At 52.5% G+C, this 25,530-nt stretch carries 31 protein-coding genes; 7 read left to right on the forward strand and 24 right to left on the reverse strand.

Going from position 1 to position 25,530, the window contains the following annotated elements; translation table 11 throughout:
- Positions 1–262 precede the first annotated feature (262 nt).
- Positions 263–1,384, reverse strand: a complete 1,122-nt coding sequence (locus P398_RS0112370) for an N-acetyldiaminopimelate deacetylase (RefSeq protein WP_029335527.1) — start codon at positions 1,382–1,384, stop codon at positions 263–265.
- Complete coding sequence (locus tag P398_RS0112375) at positions 1,381–2,259, reverse strand: LysR family transcriptional regulator (protein WP_024369967.1); 879 nt, start codon at positions 2,257–2,259, stop codon at positions 1,381–1,383. The genes P398_RS0112370 and P398_RS0112375 overlap by 4 nt, the downstream gene beginning before the upstream one ends.
- Positions 2,260–2,369: 110 nt before the next feature.
- Between P398_RS0112375 and P398_RS0112380 the strand changes: the two genes are divergently transcribed.
- Positions 2,370–2,756: a disulfide bond formation protein B gene (locus P398_RS0112380; RefSeq protein WP_024369966.1), complete on the forward strand. Its 387-nt coding sequence runs from the start codon at positions 2,370–2,372 to the stop codon at positions 2,754–2,756.
- A gap of 38 nt (positions 2,757–2,794) precedes the next feature.
- Here the strand turns inward: P398_RS0112380 and nadE are convergent, their stop codons facing one another.
- The 8 genes from nadE to P398_RS0112420 form a co-directional block, all read right to left on the reverse strand.
- Complete coding sequence (gene nadE, locus P398_RS0112385; protein WP_024369965.1) at positions 2,795–3,607, reverse strand: ammonia-dependent NAD(+) synthetase; 813 nt, start codon at positions 3,605–3,607, stop codon at positions 2,795–2,797.
- Positions 3,608–3,725: 118 nt separating this feature from the next.
- Complete coding sequence (locus P398_RS0112390; protein ID WP_029335528.1) at positions 3,726–4,538, reverse strand: BsuPI-related putative proteinase inhibitor; 813 nt, start codon at positions 4,536–4,538, stop codon at positions 3,726–3,728.
- A 101-nt stretch (positions 4,539–4,639) separates the two neighbouring features.
- A complete protein-coding gene (locus P398_RS0112395) occupies positions 4,640–4,834 on the reverse strand; it encodes a hypothetical protein (protein ID WP_024369963.1) in 195 nt (64 codons plus the stop codon).
- A 241-nt stretch (positions 4,835–5,075) separates the two neighbouring features.
- Entirely contained in the window at positions 5,076–6,167 is a 1,092-nt protein-coding gene (locus P398_RS0112400; RefSeq protein ID WP_024369962.1) for a virulence factor, read from the reverse strand.
- Positions 6,168–6,238: 71 nt separating this feature from the next.
- Positions 6,239–6,478: a hypothetical protein gene (locus tag P398_RS0112405; RefSeq protein ID WP_024369961.1), complete on the reverse strand. Its 240-nt coding sequence runs from the start codon at positions 6,476–6,478 to the stop codon at positions 6,239–6,241.
- A 67-nt stretch (positions 6,479–6,545) separates the two neighbouring features.
- Positions 6,546–7,106, reverse strand: coding sequence for an NADPH-dependent FMN reductase (locus P398_RS0112410; RefSeq protein ID WP_029335530.1), 561 nt, complete (start codon positions 7,104–7,106; stop codon positions 6,546–6,548).
- Positions 7,093–7,812, reverse strand: coding sequence for an alpha/beta fold hydrolase (locus tag P398_RS0112415; protein ID WP_051638911.1), 720 nt, complete (start codon positions 7,810–7,812; stop codon positions 7,093–7,095). Before P398_RS0112415 ends, P398_RS0112410 begins: the two co-directional genes overlap by 14 nt.
- A complete protein-coding gene (locus tag P398_RS0112420) occupies positions 7,812–8,381 on the reverse strand; it encodes a GNAT family N-acetyltransferase (RefSeq protein ID WP_029335532.1) in 570 nt (189 codons plus the stop codon). The genes P398_RS0112415 and P398_RS0112420 overlap by 1 nt, the downstream gene beginning before the upstream one ends.
- A gap of 162 nt (positions 8,382–8,543) precedes the next feature.
- On the opposite strand from P398_RS0112420, the gene P398_RS0112425 reads away from it, so the two are divergent.
- Together P398_RS0112425 and P398_RS0112430 are read left to right on the forward strand one after the other, a co-directional pair.
- A complete protein-coding gene (locus P398_RS0112425) occupies positions 8,544–9,254 on the forward strand; it encodes a hypothetical protein (RefSeq protein ID WP_235263385.1) in 711 nt (236 codons plus the stop codon).
- 272 nt (positions 9,255–9,526) lie between these two features.
- Positions 9,527–9,814, forward strand: coding sequence for a hypothetical protein (locus P398_RS0112430; RefSeq protein ID WP_024369956.1), 288 nt, complete (start codon positions 9,527–9,529; stop codon positions 9,812–9,814).
- Between the two features lie 58 nt (positions 9,815–9,872).
- On the opposite strand, the gene P398_RS0112435 is transcribed toward P398_RS0112430, so the two are convergent.
- The 7 genes from P398_RS0112435 to P398_RS0112465 form a co-directional block, all read right to left on the reverse strand.
- On the reverse strand, positions 9,873–11,135 hold the full coding sequence (locus P398_RS0112435) for a PTS ascorbate transporter subunit IIC (RefSeq protein ID WP_024369955.1): 1,263 nt from the start codon (positions 11,133–11,135) through the stop codon (positions 9,873–9,875).
- 34 nt (positions 11,136–11,169) lie between these two features.
- On the reverse strand, positions 11,170–11,436 hold the full coding sequence (locus P398_RS0112440; protein WP_029335534.1) for a PTS sugar transporter subunit IIB: 267 nt from the start codon (positions 11,434–11,436) through the stop codon (positions 11,170–11,172).
- Between the two features lie 3 nt (positions 11,437–11,439).
- Positions 11,440–13,458, reverse strand: coding sequence for a BglG family transcription antiterminator (locus tag P398_RS0112445; protein ID WP_029335535.1), 2,019 nt, complete (start codon positions 13,456–13,458; stop codon positions 11,440–11,442).
- A 149-nt stretch (positions 13,459–13,607) separates the two neighbouring features.
- Positions 13,608–13,802 carry a hypothetical protein gene (locus P398_RS0112450; RefSeq protein ID WP_029335536.1) on the reverse strand — a complete coding sequence of 65 codons (195 nt, stop codon included), beginning with the start codon at positions 13,800–13,802 and terminating at the stop codon, positions 13,608–13,610.
- The gene (locus P398_RS0112455) at positions 13,799–14,326 is read right to left on the reverse strand and encodes a hypothetical protein (protein ID WP_029335537.1); all 528 of its coding nucleotides are present in this window, start codon (positions 14,324–14,326) and stop codon (positions 13,799–13,801) included. The genes P398_RS0112450 and P398_RS0112455 overlap by 4 nt, the downstream gene beginning before the upstream one ends.
- Positions 14,323–14,910 (reverse strand): phosphatase PAP2 family protein, encoded by a 588-nt coding sequence (locus tag P398_RS0112460; protein WP_029335538.1) that lies wholly within the window; start codon positions 14,908–14,910, stop codon positions 14,323–14,325. Before P398_RS0112460 ends, P398_RS0112455 begins: the two co-directional genes overlap by 4 nt.
- Positions 14,910–15,455 carry a phosphatidylglycerophosphatase A family protein gene (locus P398_RS0112465; RefSeq protein WP_024369949.1) on the reverse strand — a complete coding sequence of 182 codons (546 nt, stop codon included), beginning with the start codon at positions 15,453–15,455 and terminating at the stop codon, positions 14,910–14,912. The genes P398_RS0112460 and P398_RS0112465 overlap by 1 nt, the downstream gene beginning before the upstream one ends.
- 175 nt (positions 15,456–15,630) lie before the next feature.
- Between P398_RS0112465 and P398_RS0112470 the strand changes: the two genes are divergently transcribed.
- Positions 15,631–16,140, forward strand: a complete 510-nt coding sequence (locus P398_RS0112470; protein WP_024369948.1) for a YjcG family protein — start codon at positions 15,631–15,633, stop codon at positions 16,138–16,140.
- Positions 16,141–16,142: 2 nt separating this feature from the next.
- On the opposite strand, the gene P398_RS0112475 is transcribed toward P398_RS0112470, so the two are convergent.
- Together P398_RS0112475 and fabI are read right to left on the reverse strand one after the other, a co-directional pair.
- Positions 16,143–16,331, reverse strand: a complete 189-nt coding sequence (locus P398_RS0112475; RefSeq protein ID WP_024369947.1) for a hypothetical protein — start codon at positions 16,329–16,331, stop codon at positions 16,143–16,145.
- An 84-nt stretch (positions 16,332–16,415) separates the two neighbouring features.
- A complete protein-coding gene (gene fabI / locus P398_RS0112480) occupies positions 16,416–17,189 on the reverse strand; it encodes an enoyl-ACP reductase FabI (protein WP_024369946.1) in 774 nt (257 codons plus the stop codon).
- A 148-nt stretch (positions 17,190–17,337) separates the two neighbouring features.
- Between fabI and P398_RS0112485 the strand changes: the two genes are divergently transcribed.
- Positions 17,338–18,504 (forward strand): FtsW/RodA/SpoVE family cell cycle protein, encoded by a 1,167-nt coding sequence (locus tag P398_RS0112485; RefSeq protein WP_029335539.1) that lies wholly within the window; start codon positions 17,338–17,340, stop codon positions 18,502–18,504.
- 36 nt (positions 18,505–18,540) lie between these two features.
- Here the strand turns inward: P398_RS0112485 and P398_RS0112490 are convergent, their stop codons facing one another.
- From P398_RS0112490 to P398_RS0112500, 3 genes are read right to left on the reverse strand one after another with little or no spacing between them, the layout of a single operon-like run.
- Positions 18,541–19,410: an RluA family pseudouridine synthase gene (locus P398_RS0112490; protein ID WP_029335540.1), complete on the reverse strand. Its 870-nt coding sequence runs from the start codon at positions 19,408–19,410 to the stop codon at positions 18,541–18,543.
- Positions 19,411–19,413: 3 nt separating this feature from the next.
- The gene (locus P398_RS0112495) at positions 19,414–20,211 is read right to left on the reverse strand and encodes an NAD kinase (RefSeq protein ID WP_024369943.1); all 798 of its coding nucleotides are present in this window, start codon (positions 20,209–20,211) and stop codon (positions 19,414–19,416) included.
- Positions 20,212–20,223: 12 nt separating this feature from the next.
- Positions 20,224–20,868 (reverse strand): GTP pyrophosphokinase, encoded by a 645-nt coding sequence (locus P398_RS0112500; protein WP_024369942.1) that lies wholly within the window; start codon positions 20,866–20,868, stop codon positions 20,224–20,226.
- A gap of 93 nt (positions 20,869–20,961) precedes the next feature.
- Here P398_RS0112500 and P398_RS0112505 point away from each other — a divergent pair, with 93 nt between their 5' ends.
- Positions 20,962–21,558, forward strand: a complete 597-nt coding sequence (locus tag P398_RS0112505) for a CYTH domain-containing protein (protein ID WP_326932475.1) — start codon at positions 20,962–20,964, stop codon at positions 21,556–21,558.
- Between the two features lie 333 nt (positions 21,559–21,891).
- On the forward strand, positions 21,892–22,416 hold the full coding sequence (locus P398_RS0112510) for a DsbA family protein (protein ID WP_231557543.1): 525 nt from the start codon (positions 21,892–21,894) through the stop codon (positions 22,414–22,416).
- A 226-nt stretch (positions 22,417–22,642) separates the two neighbouring features.
- Here the strand turns inward: P398_RS0112510 and pepF are convergent, their stop codons facing one another.
- Complete coding sequence (pepF, locus tag P398_RS0112515) at positions 22,643–24,445, reverse strand: oligoendopeptidase F (protein ID WP_029335544.1); 1,803 nt, start codon at positions 24,443–24,445, stop codon at positions 22,643–22,645.
- Positions 24,446–24,462: 17 nt separating this feature from the next.
- Entirely contained in the window at positions 24,463–25,524 is a 1,062-nt protein-coding gene (locus tag P398_RS0112520; protein ID WP_029335546.1) for a competence protein CoiA, read from the reverse strand.
- Between the last annotated feature and the right edge of the window lie 6 nt (positions 25,525–25,530).

Here is a 25,530-nt window from a genome sequence, read left to right on the forward strand (position 1 = left end):
TGATACCCTCCTATCTCTCTCTATCGCTTCAAACCGATGCCTGAAACGCCAAATCAATGATGATTTCCATTGGATAACCTTATCATAATGATTTTATATAGCGCTGTAATGTCTCAATGCTTGAGTTCGCAAAATGTTCACATTTGAGCAAGCTTAACAAAATCGTCGCTTTACAATCATATTGAATTCCCTTTTTCTTCACATCGGAAGCATCATTTCACACATTGCCAACAAAAAAAGCGGACGTGATCGTCCGCTACTGTCACTTGATAATAGCCGTTCGGAAAAAGTGGTCGAACAGTTCGATCGCCACATCGATCGCCCGCTCGTCCGGATTGAGCGTCGCCTGGTGGAGACCAGAGCCCATGTCATTCACACCGAGCCATACCATAAAGCCAGGTACTTGTTTCAACATATATCCGAAGTCTTCACCTGTCATCGCCGGGACGCATGTCTTGTACGAATAACCGATTTCCTCGACGGCTTCTTCAAACTGGAACAAGTACCGTTCGTCGTTGACGACCTCGTGGTACCGGTTACCGAACTCGAGGTCGATGTGAACGTTATACGTCATCTCGACGCCGGCGATCACTTGACGAATCCGGCGCTCGAGGACGACCATCTCTTTATCGGACAAGGCGCGAATCGTTCCGTCGAGTTTCGCCGTCTCCGCGATAATATTCTCTTTCGTGCCGGCTGAGACTTTACCGATACTAATGACGGCACTGCCCATCGGGTCGATGTTGCGTGAGATAATGGTTTGCAGTTGCATGATGAGCGCCGCTTGAACGATGACCGCATCGATACCGGCGTGCGGGAAAGCACCATGTCCGCCTTTACCGTGAATCGTCAAGTGAAGCTCACGCGCGCTCGCGAACAACACGCCTGGACGCGAAGCGACCGTGCCGACCGGATATTCCGGTGCGACGTGTAGGCCGAACATCGCGTCGGGCCGGAAATGATAAAACATCTCGGACATCGCCATCGGTTCCGCTCCGCCCGGTCCTTCTTCAGCCGGTTGGAAAAAGATCACGATATGATGGTCGAGCGGCTCTTCGACCGCTCGTTTAATGAGTCCTAAAGCAATGGCCATATGGACGTCATGCCCACAGGCGTGCATCATCCCTTCGTGGACGGACGCGAACTCGAGCCCGGTCTCTTCATAGATCGGCAAACCGTCCATATCGGCCCGGTAACCGATCGTCTTCTCGCCGACAAGTCCGTCGACACGGACGAACAGCCCGGTGCGCCAATGAGAGATGTGCACACGCGGTGATTCGAGCGAGCGAATCAACTGCTCGAGCGTCGCTTGCGTCTTGAACTCTTCATACCCTCGTTCCGGAATCAAATGTAACTGTCTTCTTGCATCAATCGCCCAACTCATTCCACACTCTCCTTTGTCACTTCTTCCACTACTTCCCAAAATGCCCGCACTTGCGCCAGTTCGAGCATCGATTCGGTCGACAGCATCCACGTATCGCGGATGAGCGGCGTCCCGTTCGACGACGTGAGCGGAATTTTATGGATCGCCTCCACGTCTCGAATCGTCGACTCCGGCAGGATGGCAAAGCCGATTCCATGGAGCGCCATCTGTTTACACGTCTCGATCTGGTCGACGACGAGCGTCGTCATCGGCGGGCTCGAGAACCGCTCTTGCCACCATTCTAATATCTCTTGATAGTATGTCGAGTCGCTCTTGAACTGGATGAACGAGCGCTCGTTATTTTTAAGTTGCTTCAAATCGGTCATGCGCATATCGACGAGATGGAGCGAGTCGGAAAAGAGCCGCATCTTCTCGCCGCGCCAGTCCGGGTTACCCCGGATGATGCCGATATGGAAATTCTCTTCGAGCATGTAGCGCATCATCTCGCTCGACCATCCCGTCACGAGTTTGACGCGAACGGACGGGTAGCGCTCGACGAACCGTTTCAACACACGCGGCAACCAATATTGCCCCATGATGGAGGCGACAGCAATCTTTAACGTACCATACACCTCACCTTGCTTTGCCGTCAACTCTCCTCGCAGCTCTTGCTCTTCGCTATACATTTTCTTCGCAAAATCGATGATTTTCTCACCGTCCGGGGTGAGGGCGAGACCGCGTGTCGAGCGGACGAATATTTTCTTTCCCCACTGATGCTCGATCGTGACGAGCCGTTGACTGAGCGCCGGCTGCGACACAAAAAGTCGTTCTGCGGCTTTCCGCATATTCAATTCCTCGGCGAGGACGATTAACACTTCCACTTCTGATACTTGCATGACGTCACCTATTCCTCTATCGTTTCGAAACCTGTATACTGGATACGTTATTGCTTCACTGTATCATATCATGTTTACCCATACATTTTGAGTCGTCAGGAGGAACATTGATGCAACGTCACCATTTCGCCTTTATCGTCGCCACCGTCGCGACGCTCGGCAGCCTATATTACTCAGAGGTCATGCTCTACTTACCGTGCAAGTTATGTTGGTTCCAACGTATATTTATGTATCCGCTCGCCATCTACTATATGACGGTCATGTTCACGAATCGTTCTGTCAACCGTCTGTTCGTCGGATTGATGGCAGGGACAGGCTGGGCGATTGCCCTTTATCACGTCGTACTCGAACGCATCCCAAACGGAAACGCGTTTTGCAGCAACGACTGTCTCATCCGTTGGGTGAATTATTTTGGGTTCGTCACGATCCCGCTCATGAGCTTGATCGCGTTCACACTCATCTTGCTCATTCAATTCGTGCCCTCACGTAAAAAGTAACGAAAAGAGAAGCGGTCGCCGGACCGCTTCTCTTTTCGTTACTGCCACCACTCGTCGTAGAGCGAGGCCGGCATATGATGTTTATGGCGCGAGCGTTTGAAAATTGTTTCGATCCGCTCTTTGACCGTCGCATCGACTTCTTTTCCTTCAAGGTAGTCGTCGAGCTCGTCATACGTCATACCGAGGGCGACTTCATCCGGGAGACCAGGCTTGTCGTCTTCAAGGTCGGCAGTCGGCACTTTGTAAATCAAGCTCTCATGCGCTTCGAGTTCATGAAGGAGCGCCTTCCCTTGACGTTTGTTGAGTCCCGTGAGCGGCGTCAAATCACAGGCACCGTCGCCGTGTTTCGTATAAAAACCAGTGACATATTCGGCCGCATGGTCTGTCCCGACGACGAGCGCCCCGTATGTCGCCGCGATGTCGTATTGGACTTTCATACGCTCTCGTGCTTTCGTGTTGCCTTTATGGAAGTTCCCGAGCTCGAGACTAGTCGCTTGTTTGAACGCTTCAGCCGAAGCGTCGACGGCCGGTTTAATATTGACCGTGAACACCTTGTCTGGACGGATGAAATCGATCGCCCGCTGCGCGTCGTCCTCATCGTGTTGCTCGCCGTAAGGGAGACGGACCGCGTAGAACGTGTAGTCGTCACCGTCTTCACGTAACTCTTCCATCGCAATCTGACAAAGCTTTCCTGCTAGCGTCGAGTCCTGACCTCCAGAGATACCGAGAACGAGGCCTTTCGCCCCGGCCCGTCTCACATACGCTTTCAAAAAGTCGATGCGCCGGCGTACTTCCTTAGCCGGGTCAATGTTGGGTAACACATGTGTTGATTCGATGATATGCTGCTGCATCAATGGGTTCCTCCCTCGTATTCCATTCGTTTGTCTCATTGTCTGACAATGAAACTTTATCGTCAACTTCTTTCATTCCCGAAACCAAAAGACGGAAACCTCGGTTCCCGTCACTTCTTTATTGAATTCGGAACGATGCCACGTCTCCGCCGATTGGTGTCAGCTCGAGGAAGAGCGACTGTCCTGATGTCGGTTCTTCGTCGAGGAGCACACCGAACGTGAATCCGCCCGCTGTCGGTTGTGACGCCCCTTGTGCAAAGACGGTATGTCCATCCGAGACACTCCATTCAAACTCTTCGATCGTCGTGTACCCCGCCACTTCAATCAACGTGCCGTTACGCTTGATTGACACGTCACGGAATTCACCGTCTGTCTGGGCTGGTTGATCACTCGGCTGTTCACTCGGTTCTTCCGCAGGTTCTTCCGAAGGTTCTTCGGTCGGCGCTTCTGTCGCCGGTGCTTCGACCGTAAACGTCACTTGATCGGTCACAGCCATCTCTGGCGCCCCTTCCACTTGAGCAAGGCTAACGAAGTCTGCCGTATAGTTTCCGGCCGCCAACGCGAGCGGGAACACCTCGTCAAATACTTTCGTCTCGCCCGGCTCCCACGTCTCTTCGATGATCGACTCTGTGAACATATACTCGCTGCCGTAATCAAAGACGGTCGTTTCACCGTTCATGACCATCAACTGGAAGCGTTGTGACGAATTGAACGTCACGTTGACCGGTTCTTCGTTCGGGTTCGTCATCGAGACTGTCGCTGATAACTGTTTCGACGCTGCATCATAGCTGACGTCGGTCTCAAGTGACAACAACGCAGGCGGCGCCGATGTATTTCCGTCCACATCACTCGAATTTTCTTCTTCTTTCCCACACGCTGCCACGACGATGAGCAATGCCGCGACCGCGACGAGCAACCAAGTTTTCTTCACGTATCCCACTCTCCTCTGAAAAATAAAAAAAACGTCTATAGCACTAGTGTATACGTTCGTGCAGACGTTTGTAATCTATTTCCTAATATTATTTACCTTTTTTATGAAACTTGGAGTGTTTCGGCGTACTGTTGTAAACCAGTCATGAACAACGAGTCAGCGACGTCGATGTCTGAACGAACTTGTGCAGAGATCGAGAACGTCTCACTATGGATTGACTCAAAGATGACGGTGATGATGCCATCGACCACTTCCTTATAGGCTACGAGTTCAGGTGTTTCTGCAAAAAGCATCATGAGTATGGCTCCTTTTTCGATATGAGATATACTCAGTGTAACAACGTTTTCAAAAAAATAACGTCCTATCGTTCGACAGGACGTCCGACCTAGTCGACAACATGTCGAATCCATGGAATGAATTGCTAGCCGTTTGCAAATAGAGACTTCTTTCCTATAAGAAAAGAGAGGAAGAACGCAATTTGTCCCCCTCCCTTTACCTATTCTTGTAAAAAATGACGAAGTTCCGTTGTCGAATGATTTATTTCGCTCGATTCGAAATTTGTTGCCAGACCGTCCCAAGGGCGGTCTCGCCGCTCGTGATCCGCTCTTTCGCCAGGCGGGCCTGGAGTGAAACTTCAAACTCGGCGTCGTCTTCGGCAATTTTCAATGCCGGTACAGCCTGTTCGTCGCCGCAGTCGAACAAGAAACGGGCCGCCCGCCAACGGACGAGCTTGCTCTTATCTTTGAGTGCCTCGATCATCGACGGCTGCGATTGTGGAAGCGCCCAATCGGACACCGTGTCGCCCGCTGTCCGGCGCACGATTGGCGATGGATCGACGAGCGCCTGCTCGATATACGTGACGTATTCCTCACGGTTTTCTTCGAACATCCCGATCATGACGACCGCTTGACGCCGAATCGCCATCACCTTGTCTTCGAGCGCCCGGCGGAAATAGACCATATTGTCTGCCGAGACGTCTAACTCGTCCAAGAACGCGAGTCGTGTCTTCCAGTCATCGGATTGAAGCTGATTCGCATTCGCTTCGTAATCCGCTTCGCGGCCGAACGCTCGGGCGACGATTCGAGTGACCCGATCCTCAGGATAAGCGGCCTCGAGTTCTTCTTGGGCGACCGTCCCGACTTCTTCTAGTTCACCGTAACGCGGGGCCTGCTCGACCCAGCGTCGGTCCTGGATGACATTTTTCACTTGCGCTTGTACCTCGATCGCCGCATCGACGAAACGTTTCGAAAGACCGATCCGCTTCTCCTCATCCCCTTTGACGAGTTTCAGTTGCATCGGCACGTCGAGAACGAATTGGACGGAAACGTGGACCGGTTCATAGTCCGCTGCCAGTTTGCTCACAGACACTTCCTCGACATCCTCTCCGAAAGCGCGTCGAATCTCGTTCATGACATCGTGCCAATCATGCTTCGGATGACGCTCGACTGCCAAAAAGTCTGAGACGGCGTAGACGGATTTGACACCGCGGAGCGCGACGATGTCACGAATGGTGTCGGGCATGTCCTCGCTCGCTTTGTCATATGTGACGCCACGGCCCGTGAAGGCCGGCTCGACGATGATCTTTAAGTTGTTCGGGCTCGGCGTCGGTTCGATTGCTACTAGTTTCATTGTCATCACCTCACTTCCAATCGTGACGAAAACAACAAAAAAACGCAAGCGAGTCGCTTGCGTCGTAAACATCAAAATAGGGCAATGAACTGTTGAAGCGAGTATGTCTCGCCATCGGCTGTGAACGTATCGTCCTCGGCGATCGGCTCGAGGAAGAAGTGCTTCTCCCCGTTAGCTTTCACGTAACCGAAAATGTGACCTGTCTGATAGAACATCTCTACAATCGTCACTCGCCCGAACGTCATCCCGTCATTGATGACTGCCCGGTCCTCTAATTCGCCGCCGTTGTACAGTTCAATATACGTTTCCATGTGTTGTCGCTCCCTTTGTGTTTGTTTTCACAATTCATTTCTATCAAACATACGAAGGGAGTTCAAGTTAAGATTTTGCGTGGCGCTTCCAAAATTCAATCCAATTATAATACTCGGATAACACTTTCTCGATTTGAGCAATCGACTTCTCATCCTTCAGCCCTTCAGTACCAATCTTTTCTTTACAATGCGTAATAAAGATTTCATTTCCCGGCAAAACATTTGCCTTATTTGTGGCAAATACTTGACGGAGGTGAATTTGACATCGGGCTGTCCCGAGTATGCCTGGAGACGCCCCGGCAATCATGACCGGTTTGCCTCCGAGAGGCGAACCGGGTTCGAGTGAGAGCCAGTCGATCGCATTTTTCAAAACGCCGGGAATACTATGATTGTACTCTGGGGTCACGACGAGAAACCCATCCGCTTCCCGCACCGATCGCTTGAACGCCACGACGTCTTCCGGCTCGTCCGGGTCGATCAAGTCATCATTGAACAACGGCAACTCGATCGACTCGACGCTGACGTCAAACCGGTCACGCCCGAGCTCGATGATCGAGTGCAGGAGAGCCGTGTTATAAGACGCTTTTCGTAAACTTCCGGAAACGGCGACAAGCTTAAACTTCTCCATGAGATACCTCCTCGAGCCATGCGTTAATGAATTTCGCTTCCTCTATCGGTGCTTCCATCATCCCCATGTGACTGACCGGCAGACTCCGTTTCGTATGACGATCCGCTCCTATGAACGCACGCGCCTCATCCATGTTCGGGTCTTTATCGCCATATATGAACAGGCCCGGCAACAACGTATCTCGCACTGTCTTCGTCTCATCGACGCGGTCACGGATGGCACGCTGGGCAGACAGGATCCCATCTTTTGACATCGCATAGCCGATTTGTTTGGCGCGTTCGATCAACGTCGCTTCCGAGTCTTTGGCGAACACGCCCGGTACCATCGTATCGATGAACGGGTTGACGCCTTCTTCGACGACCCGTTCCATCGCTTGATTGCGTTTCTCTTTCGCCTGATCCGTGTCCGCGGCTGCGGTCGAGTGAATCAAACCGAATCCCGACAGCTCTTCACCGTAACGGCGGACGAGGTTCGTCGCGATATATCCGCCGAACGAGTGACCGAGCACGACCGGCCGCTCAAGCCCTCGAAGTCTAATCTCCTCAATGACCCAATCCGCGAACTCGTCCATCGTCTCTGGTCCGGCCTCACGCCCGTCATGACCCGGCAACGTGAGGGCATAGACGTCCGCCTGCAAGAGCGGTTCCAACTCCTCAAAATACGCCGGGGACCCGCACAGCCCGTGTAACAATACGACTTGTCTCATTATTTGTCCTCCTTTGTCAGCCATTCGTCCCGCAACAACCGATACATCGTCAAATCCATGAACCGGCCGTGACTATAGGCATAATCATGCAATAATCCTTCTTTGGTGAAACCGAGCTTTTGGACCAATCGGTTCGATCCGTCGTTTTCAGGGGCGACGAGTGCCGAAATCCGATGAAACTTGAACTCGTTGAAGCCGTGCTCGATGACCGCCGTCGCCGCCTCAAAGGCGACACCTTGACGCCAGTGACTGCGCGCCACTTCGAAGCCGATCTCGGCCCGGTAATATTGCGGCGTCCAATTATGAAATCCGATCGTGCCGACGAGTTCATCAGTCGAACGGTCACAAATCGCCCAACGGATCGCCTTGCCTTGCTGAAACTGGTCTTTAAAATACGCGATGACATTTTTCGCTTCGTAGACGGCGAGGAGCGGGTCGGACCCGTAATAGCGCATGACCTCGTCCGTCGACAAGATGGCATAGAGCGCCCGCGCATCACGGGGTTCTAATTCTCTCAACGTGAAGCGATTCGTAGCGAGCTCCGGAAAACTCTTTCTCAATCCCCACATACTGAACCCGCCTTTCTTTTTACTTTCTTCAATTATAGCTTGTTTTCCTCAAAAACCATCAGTTGAACCTTCTCGAACATGGCGTCCTGTAAACGAATTTGGTAAAATCAAGTATAGCGACTTCAAACTGAGGGGATCATTATGTCAAAACAGTTGTTCTACATGAAACAAGACCAAGATTTGCAACGTTTCACACTGCACGGGGTGACATTGAGCGATGTCGCCGAGGCGCTCTCGCTCGCTCGCCCGATGATTATCTGCCGGACCGACGTCAAAGGGATGCGCCAATCGACACGGACCCGTTTCCGTTATATCGAGGCGCATGAACTCGCTACGTTTTCAACACGGTATTTGAACAATCAGACGACGTTCACCGCCATCGACTTTACCGACTATCATGTGCTTGAATCGTTATCGGACCACGAGATTGCCGAGATTCTGTTTTTAAGCCATATGGAACGAGGGTTGAAAACGCCGTTTCTCCACTCGATCCAAAACGAGATCGCCTTCTTCAACGAAGCGAACGACCGCCACAGTAGCCTGTACATAAAAGAGTGGGCGTCGATCAATCGCTTCATGCAGAGCATCTTGCAAAGTAAACTCGACCGTGACATTCGAAATATCAGCTTCGTGCCGATCCCGCTCCCGGTCATCGATGAGTTGCTCGCCTTGGCCCCGCAAGGGTTAATCATTGATTTCGATCATACGAAACGCAGTTTGTTCAACCGACAAGTCACGATCTCCTTTTACGTGGCCGGACGCTACGAAGACATGTCCGTCCTCGAAGAAGATTTTGATGCGAAAAAAGAATCGATCGCGTTGAAAGGGCAACTGACGTATCGACGCCGCACATGGGAAGTGGAACGCTTTTAAGGTCATCCGGGCATCAAAGCGAAAAGAACCTAATCTTTTTAGGTTCTTTTTTATTATCCCGCCATTCTCCCTCCCGTCCTAAACCGCTTCATGGCGCCATAAAAAACTATTTTTAAATTTTGATAACAAATTGTCTAAATTTTTCGTTAAATTGACTCTTTTCTTTTATTCCGAGGACGGTATACTAGGAATAACCTTCTTGGAGAATGGAAGGCAATATAGAGAAAGCGAGGTGAAAATCTATTCATCACGCGGATGGATAGATACACGAAATGGAACAACTGAAAGTACAGGGAATTTCTTCGTTCACCAAGTTTGCGACGAATGGAAAAATGCTGAAATTGAAAGATGCTATTGCCGGCGAGCAACGAATTTCGCTGCAGGAAGCGACCGATATTCAAGTATCGCTGCTCGACGAGGACCATTCGCGCTTCACTATATTCGGTCAGTCTAACCCGCTCGTGGAACTGACCCTCCCTCACCATTCTTGTGACGTGCTCCACGCTTGGCTGTTGCACAAGCTAAAACGACAAAAAATCAAATTGGCTTCGAACGCGTAACGAAAATAAGCCGTCTCCCGTTTATTCAAGGGAGACGGCTTATTTTGTGATGATTTCATCAAGTGAACAGCGAGACGATCCAGCTGATTAAAATCCCGACGAGTGCGAAATCGGAGTCACCGAACGTCGTACTCTCGAATCCGAGGTTGCCTAGAAGCGGCAACAGCAAGGCAGGCAAGAAACTGATCAACAATCCGTTCGCGAATGCACCGAGCAAGGCACCTCGACGTCCTCCGGTCGCATTTCCGAACACCCCGGCCGTCGCTCCCGTGAAGAAGTGGGGGACAAGCCCTGGTACGATGACCGCAAGACCGAAGAGCGGTAAGAAGAACATGGCGATCAAGCCGGCCGTGAAGCTCGCCAAGAACCCGATGATGACGGCGTTCGGTGCGAACGGGAAGACCGTCGGACAGTCGAGCGCCGGTTTCGCGTTCGGCACCATCTTGTCGGCGATCCCTTTGAACGCTGGGACGATCTCCGCGATCAACATGCGGACACCCGCGAGGACGATGTAGACACCCGCAGCGAACGTGATCGCTTGAATGACCGAGAAGACGATATAGTTCGATCCGCCCGATAGCTCACTTTCAATGAACGCCGGACCGGCAAACAAGGCGACGACGACGAACAAGAGCGTCATCGTCAACGAGACGGCGACCGACGTATCGCGAAGGAAACCGAGTTGTTTCGGCACTTTGATCTGTTCCGTCGAATGCTCTTTGTTCCCGGCATATTTCCCGATTGTCCCAGAGACGAAATACCCGAGTGAACCGAAGTGTCCGACCGCAAAGTCGTCCGAGCCCGTGATTTGACGGACGAACGGTTGCAAGAGCGCCGGGAAAAGAACCATACAGAGCCCGAGCAGCACCGAACCGACCGCGACGAGGACGACTCCGTCTAAGCCTGATACCGACAAGATCGCAGCGAGCAAGCTCGCCATGAAGAGTGTGTGGTGACCCGTCAAGAAAATATATTTGAACGGGGTGAACCTTGCCAAGACGATGTTCATGATCATCCCGAACACCATGATCATCGCCGTCTCGACGCCGAACGCGTCTTGGGCGACGGCGACAATGGCTTCGTTGTTCGGAATGACACCGCGAATACTGAACGCCTCATCGAACATCCGTCCAAAGATGTCGAGCGCGGCAATGATAACACCAGCCCCCGCGCCGATGATGACAAATCCCATGATTGTCTTCAACGTCCCCGAAACGACGGACGCGACGTCTTTCTTTTGAAGCATGAGACCGATCAATGCGAACAGACCGACCAAAATGGCTGGTGTTCCCAGTATGTCCCGCATAATCAAATCAAGCATACGTTATTCCCCCTCCCTGTCCCGAAATTGTTCGTTAAAGCTTGTCGCTCAACTGGGCTTTGATTTGCTCGATATCCATCACGTTCTCAAGTGCGACAATCGTCCGTGTCCCGTCATCTAACGTCGTGATGATGTCTTTTGCGCCGAGGTAAATATCCGCCGGTTCCGTCCGAGCCGTGGCAATGTCCGTGTGCGACACTTCCGCTTCTTTCCCCATCTGTTCGAGCGCTTTTTTCACGTTCAACTCCATGATGAAACTTGATCCTAACCCGTTCCCGCATACTACTAAAATCTTTTTCATGATTTATTCCTCCTCCGAATATTTAGTGATGACTTGTAACATTTGTTCAATCGACTCGGCGTGTAATACTTCTGACAAATCGGTACCGTTACCGAGCAGCTCCGTCAGTTGCGCCAGCGCTTTTAAATGGGTCGTCTGATCAATCGCCGCGAGGACGAAGAAGAGACGGACGGGCTTGTCGGTCGGAAAGACGACCGGTTCTGTAAGCTTCAAAACGCTCATGCCGAGCTCGCGGACCCCGTCTTCAGGACGAGCGTGTGGAATGGCCACGTCCGGCATCAATACGATATACGGGCCATGCTGTTCCACGTTGTCAATCATCGTCTCGACGTATCGTGTCTCAATCGCCCCGTTGCTTTCAAGCGGACGGGCCGCGAGACGGATCGCTTCTTTCCAATCAGTTGCACGTTCCAATAACTGCACATTGTCGTGCGTAATCAATTCATTCAACACTGGTTGTTCCCCCTCTGACCTCATCGGGTTTTGATTCGGATTGAGCAACATTCGCAACGCTTGCTTCAATTGCCTTTCATTCGTGACGTTTGCATATTTTTTCACGATGGTCATGACGTCGTCGATGTGAATCGGCTCGTCTGAGATTCGGTTGAAAAAACGTTGACCGACCTCTTGCTTCAAGGCAACTTGTTCAAGCCGTGTCGGCAATGTCGGGACGAGCATGACGTGGGCCACCCGCTGGATCTCGCGAGGTAGTGGCACGGTCGTGAAGACGATGTCGACGAGCGGGACGAACCGTTCAACGTCCCGTTGTGAAATCGGCGGCAAAAAGATAAACTCCGGAAACTGGTTTTTCAAGATGTGATCAAGCATACGCGAGACGCTGACCCCGCTCGGGCAGACGACGACCGCTTTCATCTTTTCATCGAGATGTTGTCCTTGACGATGAAGATGGGCGGCGAAGTGAAGGGTGTAATACATCACTTCGATTTTAGGGACGTCTTTGCCTAAAAGTTGACGGAACGGATCGAGCGACCGCTCCACGAGAACGTTCAATACTTGGTGCTCTTTCATCACGTACCGTTCCAATTCTCTCGGCGCCTCCAGACCGGTGTATACGCGTTGCATCGTCGCTTTCGAATGAAGGACGAGCTTTTCGCAAAGCGCTTCCCGCTCGATGATGAACGTACAGCTCAACGTTTCGAACCGTTCAATCACTTCCATCATGGCGGCCGCCAAATGCTGTTGCACGTCTGCTTCCATCTCTTCTTCCATTTTCGGCCCGCTCTTGACGAGCATATCGAGCGTCACCCACAAGTGAGGCACTTGATCAAAATGCTGCCGTAACGATTCATCCGTGTTTTCCGCTAAAATGACGTCCTCTTCATCGAGCGGCACGATGCTTGAGAGGCGTTGACCAATCAAGAGGAAATAGGCGAGCTTTTCCCGGTGGCTCTCAACGAACTGGAATTGACGCATCTGTTCGTATGACTCGATTTTGTTTCGCCAGCGGTCGAGTTCATCTCGCCACTCCGCGATCACAGTGCTGACGAGACGTTCTTTCGTCGATAGCTCCATCATTCGTTCGACGGCTCGATACATGTAGAGCGCCAACGTCTGAGGGTGACCGTTGAAGTGGTACCCGAGTCGCCGCGTGTAGGCAAAATCGAGTCCAAAGTGAGCCGCGCTTTTCTTCACCCCGTTCAAACTTTCTTGAACGGTAAACTTGGACACATCGAGCAACTGTTGGTAATGGACGGCCGATAAGAACTCTCGGTTCGTCAACGTATAGAACACAATCAACAACTCTCGTTCTTCCTCCGAAAAGACAAGGTCGGCGCGTTCCATCTGTTCGACGATACGCGGGTCGTCACGAAGTTGAATCGACGTCTTCTCGATGATCAGTGGAGGAAAATCATTGTCGCGCAACCACTCTTGAATGCGATCTAGTTCGTATTCGATCGTCCGTTTCGAATAAGGCAACATGACAGCGAGCAGCTGCAGTGTCACGTTGTTCTCATGCATAAGAACTTGGATGATCCGTTTGCTTTTTTCGTTTAATAACATGGTAGAGGCCTCCTACAGCTTTAGTATACGGCAAGCGACGCATAAAAATGTAAGCGTTTACGACAGAGTTTTCGGGTCGGTCCTCCAAAAATTCTGTCTGATGCGTACACATAAAAAAGCGAGGGAGCTGCTGCCCCCTCGCCGTCCCTTTATTCTGCCGTCGGGCTGATCTCGTTGCGGCGATAAATTGTCACCCCACCGTGCTTTGCCTCACCCACGACTTGAAAAAGCCATTCTTTTTCGATCAATATCGAGCGTACCGTCAAAAAATCTTCTTTCGGAACCGTGAGCTCCTCGACGGAACCGTCGAGCAACGCTTGCAAGCGCTGTTCCCATTCATTCATGTCGCGCTCCCCCTCTCCTTCTCATTGGCCCAGGCGAACAATTGCTGTCCTGTCTTGACGACGTCCCCGTCGACATATACGTCATTCGGAACATACGTGACGCCCGGGACCGTCCCGTTGGCGGCCAAGATGACGTCGTTCCCGAGCTTATCTTGTAAATAACGAACCGCGAACGCGACGACTGCTTCGTCCGACGTCGCATCGACTTGAGCGAGTGCGGCCTCGTACTCGACGTCCCTCTCATTCCGTTCCAACAAGACGCGCCCACCTTGAAGAAGGGCGTAAGACGGCAATGCGTCGACATGGAAAACTTCGTACGCTTTATAAGCCGTTTCGTCACATGACAATAACGGAATGAACCGCCTAGCAGCCGTCCATTTCTTCAATTGGAACAACGTGCGCATCGGGGTGAATGACCGGGCCCCGGTTTGATCTTTCTCCACTAAAATCGTCGGTACGTCAGCCATGTCCGCTGCATGGCGGTCCATGAACAACCAATGTCCGACTTCTACGATGAGTATCACTTACGTTTCCTCCCTAACCACCACTCCGAGGCGGCGATGACGACGAGTGCGACAAGCCATCCTCCAAGGACATCACTAAAATAATGGACGTTCAAGATGACCCGACTAAATGAGACGAGAACGACGAGAGACAGGACGAGGCCGATTGCCCAAACCGATTTGTCGCTGCGATACATCGTAAACGCAATCAACCCATAAAGCGCGAGCGACCCAGAGGCGTGACCGCTCGGGAAACTATACGTCGTGGCGTCAAGCGCCGCATCGATGAGCGGACGTTCGATCCCGTAGACGAGTTTCAACGCTTGTGTCAACATGAGCGTCCCGATGACGACGATTGGCAACCGGAACGCCTCGATCTTCTCTCCGTTCCATAACCAAAACAGCATCCCGATAAACGAGAGCCCGATCAAGACGCGGACGCTGCCGAGCTCTGTGATATGGGCGAATATCGGTCCTGACAGCGGTGCAACCGTCTCATATATGAAGTCATCAATCGGAACGGCCGCTCCTAAAACGACAATCACCGAGACGAGAGCGTAGCCCATCGTCCCGGCGATTGTTAGCATCTTCGCTCGGCCGTTCATCAATACAGTCCTTTTCGTTCCCGCATCTCTTCTTCTCCGAAGTCGGTCATGTCACGCAATCGGTGCGCGAGACGACCCGATGCGTTCGCGGCGATAGCGCCGACGAGGTCATCCATGAACGTATGGACTTGACCGTCATCCATTTTCGTGTCGAGCTGTTTGATGATCCCGATCTTCGCTTTATCTAAGTAACCGAACGTCGTGACGGCGATCGAACCATACGTATTGACGGCTCCGATGGCAATCGTCTCATCGACCCCGAACAGTCCTTCATCCGAGGCGACAATCGACAAGAGCGGTTCCGACAGTTGCCCGCGCTCGGCTAATATATCGAGTTCAGAGCCGACGAGGATGGCGTGTTGGAGTTCACGTTTTTCAAGCACGGCCTCGACCGAGTCCATGCAATCTTTTAGCGATAAATGGGGCGAGTATGGGGCTTGCATTTGATAGACGATTTCACCGATCGATTCAATCGATACACCGCGCTCGATTAAACGGGCCCGGGCGGCCTCTCTGACGTCTCGTGAGTGTGGTACTTTTTTCATAGTTTGCGCAGGCACTGGTCCCGCTACACATCCTTTCATATCGAGAGCGGCTGACGCTCTCATCGTACTTGATTCCATTATACTGAAAAATTGAAAAAAAGACTAAGCCCGCTTTGACTTCCCTTGTTAAATCGTTCATCATAAATGAGAAGACCACTATAAAGGGGGAACTGGAATGAAGATTGGGGTAGTCTTATTTCCATCAAAACAAGTTCAAGACTTCGCCAACTCGTATCGTAAGCGTTACGATACGAAGTACGCCTTGATATCACCACATGTGACCATCAAAGAGCGGACTGAGGTGGACGAAGCCGACTTGCCAAAAGTGCTCGAATATTTACAACAAGTCGCCGAGGCGACGAAACCGATTCAACTGAAAATCGATGGCGCCCGGTCGTTCGCGCCGACAAACAACGTTCTTTACTTAAAAGTGTTGCCGACTCGCGAACTCGCGACGTTGCAACAAAAATTGCATGAAGGCGTCCTCGATCAGCCGCCGAAATACGAATTCCTTCCGCACATTACAATCGGACAAGACCTCGCCGATGCCGAACTGTTCGACGTACTCGAACGGATGCGGATGGAACAAGTTCATTTCGAGGAGACGGTCACTCGGATGGCCCTCATGTATGAGCTCGAAAACGAAACGTGGAACGTCTATGAGACGTTCCGGTTCCGCGGGTAATATTAAACGCTCCGGTCGACGAATCGACCGGGGCTTTTCTGTTGTTCTGCTTCTAACCATTCGTCTTGCCGAGGCCGAATCCGTTGGACCCGCTTGATGCGTGTCACCGGCTCGATGCTTGCCCGTTCAGTTGGTTGGACTTGGCGATTCCCGTATTGGACGATCGTGAAATCAATCTGATAAGGACCCATGACTTCCCCTCCCTCACAAGTCCTTACCCGAAACCGTTCCACGATAATACAAAAAAGGGCGCATTGGCGCACCCTTTCCCAAACTTATAAAATATGGTAGCCGCTGTCGACGTGAATGACTTCGCCCGTCACGCCGCTGCCCATACTAGACAACAAGAACAAGCCGGTCGAAGCGACCTCTTCTGCCGAGACGTTGCGCCGGAGCGGAGCCTTCTGCTCGAGCTCCGCCAAGATGCTGTTAAAGTCGCCGACGCCTTTGGCCGAGAGCGTACGGATCGGTCCCGCTGAAATCGCATTGACCCGAACGCCGTGCGGGCCGTATTCGTTCGCCAAATATTTGACGCTCGAATCGAGAGCGGCTTTTGCGACACCCATCAAGTTATAGTTCGGCACGACGCGTTCGCCACCGAGGTACGTGAGCGTGATGACAGAGGCATCTTGTGCGAAATAAGGTTTCGCGGCCTTGACGACGGCCGTCAAGCTATACGCTGAAATGTCGAGCGCCTGAGCGAATTGACCGCGCGTCATCTCTGAAAATTCACCGCGCAACGCTTCTTTGTCAGCGAACGCGATCGAGTGGGCGATGCCTTGAATCTCGCCTGCCTGCTCGTGAATCGACCGGAACGTCGTGTCGATCGCTTCGTCATTCGTCACATCACACTCGAGAAGGAGCGCTTCTCCTTTTAGTTCCGCCGCAAGCGATTCGAGACCAGCTTTGAAGCGTTCGGCTGCATACGTCAGGACGAGCTTTGCGCCCGCCTCGTCAAGTGTCTTCGCAATCGCCCAGGCGATTGAACGTTTGTTGGCGATCCCCATGACGACATACGTCTTATTCGTTAAAGTTGGATAGATTGACATCATAAACTCCCCTTTTTAGTACCTGGTGATAACATCTGTTATTAGATTACAGAATGGTGTCTGTTTTGTCAACCGACTCGGAACGTATTGCGATTTTTTTTGGTTATTGTAATATAAAATACGTATAGAAAGGGTGACACGACTCCTCATGAACCGCATTCAATCATATTTTAAAAGCTTAGACGCGACACTTTTGACAATCGTCTTCCTATTGATGGTCATCAGTCTCGGCGCAATTTATACGGCACAACCGATGCTTCCGGTCCGTCTGCAAGGGATCAACTTCGCATTCCAACAGGCGACATGGTACGTCATCGGCTTCGTCGCGATGCTCGTCGTCATGACGATCGAATACGAACAGCTTCGAAAAATTCATTGGTACTTATACGCGCTCGGCCTGATTTTACTCGGCGGGCTCATCCCGCTCCGCGACACGACGCTCGTTCCGAACATTAACGGCGCGTACGGCTGGTATAACTTACCGGGCTTCAGTTTCCAACCGGCTGAATTCATGAAATTGTTCTTGCTGATCACGATGGCGACGATCATCTACGACCATAACAAGCGCTTCGGGACGTCTCAGCTCGACACGTGGCTCCTCGTGAAGCTCGTCCTCGTCACGCTCCCACCGCTCGGGCTCATCGTGACCCAACCTGACCTTGGGATTGGTCTCGTATTGATCACGATGCTCGGGGCGGTCATTATCGTTTCCGGAATCGGTTGGAAATGGCTCCTCGGGTTGTTCACTGCGGCCGGACTCGCCATTGGCGGGTTCATGTACTTGTTCTTCTTACAGTTTGAGACGCTTGCTAAAATCTTCCCGGGACATGCCTTAAACCGATTCCAGGCCTGGATTTATCCGTACGAGTATTCTGATGACCTCGCGTTCCAGCTCATCAAGTCGCTCCAAGCGATTGGGTCTGGTCAAATGTTCGGGGCCGGATATGGCCAAGGGCTCGTCTACTTGCCCGAGTCCCAGACCGACTTTATCTTCGCCGTCATCGCCGAGCACTACGGCTTCATCGGCGCTGCGATCGTGATCATCGTCTTCTTCTTGTTCTTGTATCGCATGATCCATATCGCGCTCGAATCGAGCAGCCCGTTCGGCAGTTATATCGTCGCCGGCATCGTCGCCATGTTCACGTTCCAAGTGTTCCAGAATATCGGCATGACGATCGGGGTTCTCCCGATCACCGGTCTCCCGCTCCCGTTCGTCAGTTACGGCGGGACATCACTGCTTATGAACATGATTGCCGTCGGCCTCGTCATGAACGTCGCCTCGAAATCGAAAACGTATATGTTCGATGATGATTAAACAACAAGCCCCGGCTCATACGAGCCGGGGCTATTTTTAAGTGAGGAGCTGTTGAAAGTCATCCGGTATCGGGGCCGTCACGGTCACCCGTTCGTCCGTCAACGGATGACGGAACGTGGCATCGAGGCTATGGAGCGCATGACGCGGGAGTCGCGTGTCGCCCCCGTACATCGTGTCCCCGATGAGCGGATGACCGAGATGGCGCAAATGGACACGGATCTGATGCGTCCGTCCCGTCTCGAGCTGAATCGTCAAGGCGGACACGTCCCCGTACGAGACAGTTTGCCGGACGTGCGTCACAGCGTGTTGCCCGTCCTCGGTGACGACCCGTTCCATGATGGAATGCTCGGCTCGACCGATCGGCGCGTCAATCGTTTGCGGCTCGACGACGCCTTCGACGAGCGCGACGTACGTCCGCGTCAATCCACCGCTTTTCTGAAGCTCACTGAAGCGGTGATGGACGTACGCGTATTTCGCGAACAAGACGACGCCGGACGTATCACGGTCGAGCCGGTTGATCACATGGATGGCCGACGACAACCCGATTCTTTCGTAATATCCGAGCACGGCGTTCGCGAGCGTGTCGGTCGGATGGAGGCGGGATGGAATCGTCGCGATGCCGGGCGGTTTGTCGACGGCGAGCAAGTAGTCGTCTTCATACAGCACGTTGAGCGGACGGCTTGAGCGGACCATCGCCGCGGCGGGGCGTTCAATTGGAAAATGGACTGTCACCGCATCGCCCGGTAATACGTCATAGCGGACGGTACGCGGTTCCCCATTGACGAGGATGAGGCCGCCATGCTTCACTTGGGTCAACATTTTTCGGGAGATCCCACAGTCTGTCATTAAAAAATCGCGCAGCGGGACGTTCGTCTCCGCGACGCGATGCAGCGTAAATCCGTACATCGGTTACTTCCCTTCTTCAATGAACGACTCGCGCACTCGTCTCCAGAACGGGAACGGACGGAAACGGGCGAACGTCACTTTTTCTTTCGCGACCGCACAGCGGATCGATCGGACGTTCGACCATGACAACGCTTCTTGATGGTCAAACGCCAGTTCGAACTCTGTTTTCGTGTGCGGCGCGATCTTCACTTGATGATGTTTTGGCAAGAGCAACGGCGACCCGATCGTCCGATAGACGAGGTTGTTGATCGACGCCATCTCCGTCACTTGAATCGCCTCGATCGACGGATGGACGATGGCCCCGCCGAGCGCCTTATTATAGGCGGTCGATCCCGACGGTGTCGAGATGCACAACCCATCCCCCCGGAACGTCTCAAAATAGTCGTCTCGAATCGACAAGTCGCAGACGAGCGTCCGCTTATAGTTTTTAATCGTGCACTCGTTCATGGCCAGTTGCCGTTCGGTCGTCCCGTCCTCATAATCGATGAGCACCTCGACGAGCGGGTAAGAGACCGGCTCGAACGATTCGCTCGTGATCATGTCCGTCAATTCATCGAGCTCGTCCGGTTGCCAGTCGGCATAAAACCCGAGATGTCCCGTATGGATGCCGACGAGAAGCACGTCTTCTAAGCGGTCTACATATTCATGGAACGCTTGCAACATCGTCCCGTCCCCGCCGACCGACACGACGATGCGCGGTTCGTTCGACTCAGAATGGCCTGCCGCTGTCAACTTGTCCGTCAACTCACGCGCGATGTCAGCCGAACGCGCGTCTCCCCTTGCCACAATCGCAAACTGCATACTCTCTGCCCCCTAGTCTTGGTCCGTTTGGACGTTCATTTCTTTATCCCGGAACACTTGCTGTGCGTCTTGAATCTCGACTCGGAGCTGGCTCATTTCGGCGTCGAGCAAGAAGGCCGCTTCGGCAGCACGGCGTAGCCGTTCCTGCACTTCTTTCGGCATATCTCCGTCGTATTTATAATTGAGCGAGTGTTCAATCGTCGCCCAAAAGTTCATGGCGAGCGTGCGCACTTGCACTTCAACGAGCGTCGGAAATTCACCATGAATCGTCTGGACCGGGTATTCAATGATGATGTGGTACGAGCGATACCCTGATTCTTTTTGGTTCGTGATGTAGTTGCGTTCTTCGACGATTTTAAAGTCGGTCCGATGGTGGAGCAGTTCGAGCACATGGACGATATCGTCGACGAACTGGCACATGATGCGCAGACCGGCGATGTCCTGCATCTCGGTCGCCAAGTTGTCGTAGGCGATATGCTTCCGTTTCGCCTTCTCTAGGATGCTGCCAAGAGGTTTGACACGTCCCGTGACGAACTCGATTGGAGAGTGCTCGTTTTGTGAGTTGTATTGCTTACGAATCGCCTTGAATTTCACTTTCAGCTCGTCGACCGCAATTTGATACGGCACTAAAAATTGATCCCAATCCATTGATTGCATAGGCTGTCACCACTTTCGTTCGTTTCGGAAATTCGTGCTTTTTTCCGTATGTATCCGATAGTATGGTATCATAAACGAACAATTGTTCATAGAATGGAGCGACGACAAATGACCCAAGAAGTGGAAATTGAATTTAAATCGATGTTGACGAAAGACGAGTACGAGGCGTTGCTCGACGCTTATCAACTGGCTGACCAAGTGAAATGGCAAGCGAACGACTATTTCGATACACCGACGTTTGAACTGCGCAACCATGGCGCGGCTTTACGGATCCGCGAGAAGAAAACCGGTCTCGTGCTGACGCTCAAGCAACCTCACGATGTCGGACTGCTCGAGACGCATGCACCGCTCACTGATGAAGCGGCAGAAAACCTGTTCAAGTACGGCATCGTTCACGATGAACAGATGAAAGAAGCGCTCGCATCATTCAACCTGACCGGTCCGCTCGAACACCTCGGACGCCTCGAGACGAAACGGGCCGAAATCGAGACGGCAGAGGGGTTGCTCGTCCTCGACGAAAGTAATTATTTGGAGATTCGTGACTATGAAATAGAATTTGAAGTGACGGACGAGACAGCCGGGCGGATCGCCTTTGAGCGCTTGCTCGCCAAACACGGCATCCCGCTTCGTCCCGCCAAAAATAAAATCGTCCGGTTCATGGAAGAAAAGATGAGCCGGAGTGAAGGTTGAGCAGATACATTGCCAACCTTTTTTTGTCGTTGCTACAATGAGCATACGATATATTTGATTCTGTTTACGAGAGGAGGCGACACAATGGAACTTGAACAATGTAATGAGTCATCCTGCTCACTGGAAGAAACTCCTATCCAAGTCACATATAAACCATTAGAGTTATTCTATTTCGTGGATATATCGGACCCAGATGGACTTCACGTGATGACACTCATTAAAAAGCTCGAGCTCGAATACGGTCATCTGATTCGTTTTCGAATGGTCTCGACAGTTCCGAGTTGTGTTGGCGGATGTCAAGAAGAGGTTCGCCTTCTCACGATGATCAAGGCTATGGAATTACAAGGGAAACGTCATGCGATGCGTTTTTTGCGTCACTTGCATATTAACGACATTTTTTTGAACAAAACGACGCATGACGCTGATTTATGGGAAATCGCTCGCTCGTTTTCCGAATATGGTCTCGACATCGATGAGCTGGCGGCTGACATTCAGTCCAACCAACTGTTAAGCGCCCTCGCCGTCGACCACCAGATTTTAAAAGACTGGGAAATCGAGACGCTACCGGCGCTCACATTCGTCACGCGTGACGAGGCGCTGAAAATCGAAGGCGTCTATCCTTACGACGTCTATCAAGCCGTCATGGCCGAACTGCTCGGCTACGTCCCGAATCGCGAAACCGATTGGGACGTCGAAAAAGTGCTCGGTCATTACGACGCCTCGACGATCACCGAACTCGCGTTCATCCTAGAACTCGAGAAGCCGGTCATCGAACGAGAATTGAAAAAGCTGTCGCTCCAGCAACGTTGCCGCCCCGTACCCGGTTGCAGCGGACAAGCCTGGGCGACGAAAAAGTAATCCGAAACGAAAAAAAGCCCACGGCCGGGGAGCCGTGGGCTTTTGACGTCTCAAGCGGGGACAAGAGGCGTCAATCTCAACACCCGGGGAAGGTGTCGAGACGGGAGAAAGTTTACGGTCAATAAAGGGGTTTGTGATTGATTTCACACTTATAATATACCGAGCAACGTCTGTATTGACAAGCTGTATGTTCACTTTGTCACATAATGTTCACGCAACGTGACGATTATGAGAACAAGAGCGACTCCATCTCATCGAGGACAGACTCAAATTGATCCAACGCCGCTAGAACAGGTGCCTTCGTCGTCATATCGACACCAGCCGCTTTCAGCACTTCGATCGGATAATCGCTCGATCCCGCTTTTAAGAACTGATCGATATAACGGCGGACCGCTGGCTCCCCTTCTTCCATGATCTGCTGTGACAAGGCCGCCGATGCCGAGATGCCCGTCGCGTATTGATACACGTAATAGTTGTAGTAGAAGTGCGGGATGCGGGCCCACTCGTAAGCGATTTCTTCATCGATAACAATCTCGTCGCCGAAGTAACGTTTGTTCAATTCCAAGTACGTCTCGTTCAAGTATTCCGGTGTGAGCGAGATCCCGTCTTGGGCCGCCCGGTGAATCATATGCTCGAACTCGGCAAACATCGTTTGACGGAACAGCGTGCCGCGGAACGTCTCAAGCTGGTTGTTGAGCAGGTATAGACGTTCGGCCTTATCCGTACGTGTCTTTAACAAGTAGTCGTTCAAGAGCGCCTCGTTCGTCGTCGAAGCGACTTCGGCCACGAAAATCGAGTAATCTCCGTAAGGATACGGCTGTGTCGCCCGTGTGTAATGGCTATGAACCGAGTGCCCGAACTCGTGGGCGAGTGTGAACAAGTTGTTGACGTTGTCTTGCCAGTTCATCAAGATGAACGGCTGCGTGTCGTACGCGCCAGACGAGTAGGCGCCGCTGCGCTTCCCTCGCGTCTCCCGGACGTCCACCCATCGCGAGTCGAGTCCATCTTTGACGATTTGAACGTACTCGTTGCCAAGCGGGGCCAGACCGTCGACCATTAAGCGCTTCGCTTCTTCATAAGAGATTTTCATCTCTACGTCTTTGACGAGCGGTGTATACAAGTCGTACATATGCAACGCATCGACACCGAGCGCCCGTTTGCGGAGCGCGACGTAACGGTGCAACAAGTCGAGCCGCTCATTCACCGCTTCGACGAGCCCGTCGTATACCGATTCCGGGATCGCGTTATGATGAAGCGCCGCTTGGCGGGCGTTTTTAAACTTTCGGACCGTCGCGTAGAAGTTGTCTTTTTTCACACTCCCTGACAGCGTCGAGGCGAACGTGTTCAAATAGTCTTTATACGTGCCGTACATCGCCTTGAACGCCGTCTCGCGCACGTCGCGGTGGCTTGACTCCAAAAATGTGATATAGCGGCCGTGTGTCAGTTCAACGTCTTCGCCTGCCTCGTTCTTCACTTTCGGGAATTTCAAATCGGCGTTGTTGAGCATGCCGAACGTCGAGCTCGATTGCCCGAGCACGTCTCCCGCCTGGGCGAGCAACGCTTCTTCGGCTTCCGTCAAAACGTGCGGACGCTCTTGGGCGAGCTCATCGAACGCGTGCCGGTAGACACGGAGTTCATCATGCTCGTTCATGAACGCCTCGATCCGACTTTCCTCGATCGCGAGCAGTTCCGGTGTCATAAAGGCGAGTTGCGCCGAAATTTGGGACGCTAGCGTCCCCGCCCGATCGTTCAACGCTTGATAATGGCTGTTTGCCGTATCCTCGTCATAACGCATATGGGCGTATGTATAGAGTTTATGCAGTTGGCGCGAGAGTTCGTCCCGCAGGCTGAGCGCGGCATAAAGCGTGTCGGCCGAGTCCCCGAGCTTCCCTTTATATTCCATGAGCGCCGGCACGTTCGCTTTGAGCGCTTCAAAATCCTGCTCCCACGCTTGATCGTCGGCATAAATCGTCTCTAAGCTCCACGTCTCTTCGACGGGCACTTGTTGTCGTGTTAGTACGTCTGACATATGTCCACTTCCTTTTCTCAGTTTGTATACGATTTCGCCATAAATCGCTGAAACCCTTGAAACAATCGAACATCGCTTTGCAGCGCCGCCTCGAGTGTCCTCGGCACGGGCCACTCCTTCACGTCGGGCGACACATCGAACACGTTCAAGAGTTGTTTCCATTGTACTTCAAACACTTCAAGAAAGTCGCTTGTCGGGGTCACGCCGAACTGGAGGCATGTCTTCTCTATGCTCCACTTCACCGAATCGTTCGGGAACGAGCGCCGATTCAAATATAAGACGACTTGAAAATCGAACGGGTGAATGTGGATTCCCCAAAGGGCCGGAAGCGGCAAATAGCAACACGTCGGCAGTAGCGAAGGCAACATCCCGAGCGGATAGAGCCGCTCGAGCACCAAACGTCGATAAACGGCGGTCGGATAAGGCGGCGTGACGCGGCTCCTCCTGACACGTTGCGTCCAGCGGTGAGCGTCAAACCGATAATACGGCTCAAACGGGGAGGCGTTAAAATTGTCTACCGGGACCCAATTCCCTTGCCCCCTCCTAAGTGAAGTCGGACAGCCGACGAACCGGTAGAGTTGACGCCCGGCTGGAACGAAGAGCGCGTGTTTCCGTGCCAGTTCAGCCCGCATCCACGGTGAGAAAGCTGGCACCGGATCTGGCCGCATCCCGCTCGCGAGCCAGACGACCTGAAAACCAGCACCCGTGTAATGCGCTGTCCGTTGCCAGTACGTCTCGGCGTCGAGCGGCGAGGCCTGTACTTCGACGATGAGCGTCTCGGTGTCGTTTGACGCCACCAAATCGGCCCGTCTCCCGCCGACGGTCACTTCTTGGTCGACGGCATAACCGCGTTGTTGCAACCATTGCCTCACGTTCCATTTATCCTGTTGGTGACCCGTTGATTCTCCGCGTCCACATGAATGGACGTGAGCGAAATGAAGACGACGTTTCACCCCTTCCTTCAAGATGACACGTTCGTGACAGTCCGGGCACGAAAAAGGGGCAAGCGCTTCGATTTGCCTCCGGTTCGTGATCCGGGTGTCCACGTACTCCCCTGTCCGACCGATCGCATATCGCATGTCGCT

Source organism: Exiguobacterium aurantiacum DSM 6208 (assembly GCF_000702585.1).
GTDB classification, from domain to species: Bacteria; Bacillota; Bacilli; order Exiguobacteriales; family Exiguobacteriaceae; genus Exiguobacterium; species Exiguobacterium aurantiacum.

Bases quoted from the DNA above. Each gene is read 5' to 3' on its own strand.
- P398_RS0112370 (WP_029335527.1), bottom strand. From the start codon at position 1,384: ATGAGTTGGGCGATTGATGCAAGAAGACAGTTACATTTGATTCCGGAA.
- P398_RS0112375 (WP_024369967.1), bottom strand. From the start codon at position 2,259: ATGCAAGTATCAGAAGTGGAAGTGTTAATCGTCCTCGCCGAGGAATTG.
- P398_RS0112380 (WP_024369966.1), top strand. From the start codon at position 2,370: ATGCAACGTCACCATTTCGCCTTTATCGTCGCCACCGTCGCGACGCTC.
- nadE (WP_024369965.1), bottom strand. From the start codon at position 3,607: ATGCAGCAGCATATCATCGAATCAACACATGTGTTACCCAACATTGAC.
- P398_RS0112395 (WP_024369963.1), bottom strand. From the start codon at position 4,834: ATGATGCTTTTTGCAGAAACACCTGAACTCGTAGCCTATAAGGAAGTG.
- P398_RS0112400 (WP_024369962.1), bottom strand. From the start codon at position 6,167: ATGAAACTAGTAGCAATCGAACCGACGCCGAGCCCGAACAACTTAAAG.
- P398_RS0112405 (WP_024369961.1), bottom strand. From the start codon at position 6,478: ATGGAAACGTATATTGAACTGTACAACGGCGGCGAATTAGAGGACCGG.
- P398_RS0112410 (WP_029335530.1), bottom strand. From the start codon at position 7,106: ATGGAGAAGTTTAAGCTTGTCGCCGTTTCCGGAAGTTTACGAAAAGCG.
- P398_RS0112415 (WP_051638911.1), bottom strand. From the start codon at position 7,812: ATGAGACAAGTCGTATTGTTACACGGGCTGTGCGGGTCCCCGGCGTAT.
- P398_RS0112420 (WP_029335532.1), bottom strand. From the start codon at position 8,381: ATGTGGGGATTGAGAAAGAGTTTTCCGGAGCTCGCTACGAATCGCTTC.
- P398_RS0112425 (WP_235263385.1), top strand. From the start codon at position 8,544: ATGAAACAAGACCAAGATTTGCAACGTTTCACACTGCACGGGGTGACA.
- P398_RS0112430 (WP_024369956.1), top strand. From the start codon at position 9,527: ATGGAACAACTGAAAGTACAGGGAATTTCTTCGTTCACCAAGTTTGCG.
- P398_RS0112435 (WP_024369955.1), bottom strand. From the start codon at position 11,135: ATGCTTGATTTGATTATGCGGGACATACTGGGAACACCAGCCATTTTG.
- P398_RS0112440 (WP_029335534.1), bottom strand. From the start codon at position 11,436: ATGAAAAAGATTTTAGTAGTATGCGGGAACGGGTTAGGATCAAGTTTC.
- P398_RS0112445 (WP_029335535.1), bottom strand. From the start codon at position 13,458: ATGTTATTAAACGAAAAAAGCAAACGGATCATCCAAGTTCTTATGCAT.
- P398_RS0112450 (WP_029335536.1), bottom strand. From the start codon at position 13,802: ATGAATGAATGGGAACAGCGCTTGCAAGCGTTGCTCGACGGTTCCGTC.
- P398_RS0112460 (WP_029335538.1), bottom strand. From the start codon at position 14,910: ATGAACGGCCGAGCGAAGATGCTAACAATCGCCGGGACGATGGGCTAC.
- P398_RS0112465 (WP_024369949.1), bottom strand. From the start codon at position 15,455: ATGAAAAAAGTACCACACTCACGAGACGTCAGAGAGGCCGCCCGGGCC.
- P398_RS0112470 (WP_024369948.1), top strand. From the start codon at position 15,631: ATGAAGATTGGGGTAGTCTTATTTCCATCAAAACAAGTTCAAGACTTC.
- P398_RS0112475 (WP_024369947.1), bottom strand. From the start codon at position 16,331: ATGGGTCCTTATCAGATTGATTTCACGATCGTCCAATACGGGAATCGC.
- fabI (WP_024369946.1), bottom strand. From the start codon at position 17,189: ATGTCAATCTATCCAACTTTAACGAATAAGACGTATGTCGTCATGGGG.
- P398_RS0112485 (WP_029335539.1), top strand. From the start codon at position 17,338: ATGAACCGCATTCAATCATATTTTAAAAGCTTAGACGCGACACTTTTG.
- P398_RS0112490 (WP_029335540.1), bottom strand. From the start codon at position 19,410: ATGTACGGATTTACGCTGCATCGCGTCGCGGAGACGAACGTCCCGCTG.
- P398_RS0112495 (WP_024369943.1), bottom strand. From the start codon at position 20,211: ATGCAGTTTGCGATTGTGGCAAGGGGAGACGCGCGTTCGGCTGACATC.
- P398_RS0112500 (WP_024369942.1), bottom strand. From the start codon at position 20,868: ATGCAATCAATGGATTGGGATCAATTTTTAGTGCCGTATCAAATTGCG.
- P398_RS0112505 (WP_326932475.1), top strand. From the start codon at position 20,962: ATGGAGCGACGACAAATGACCCAAGAAGTGGAAATTGAATTTAAATCG.
- P398_RS0112510 (WP_231557543.1), top strand. From the start codon at position 21,892: ATGGAATTACAAGGGAAACGTCATGCGATGCGTTTTTTGCGTCACTTG.
- pepF (WP_029335544.1), bottom strand. From the start codon at position 24,445: ATGTCAGACGTACTAACACGACAACAAGTGCCCGTCGAAGAGACGTGG.
- P398_RS0112520 (WP_029335546.1), bottom strand. From the start codon at position 25,524: ATGCGATATGCGATCGGTCGGACAGGGGAGTACGTGGACACCCGGATC.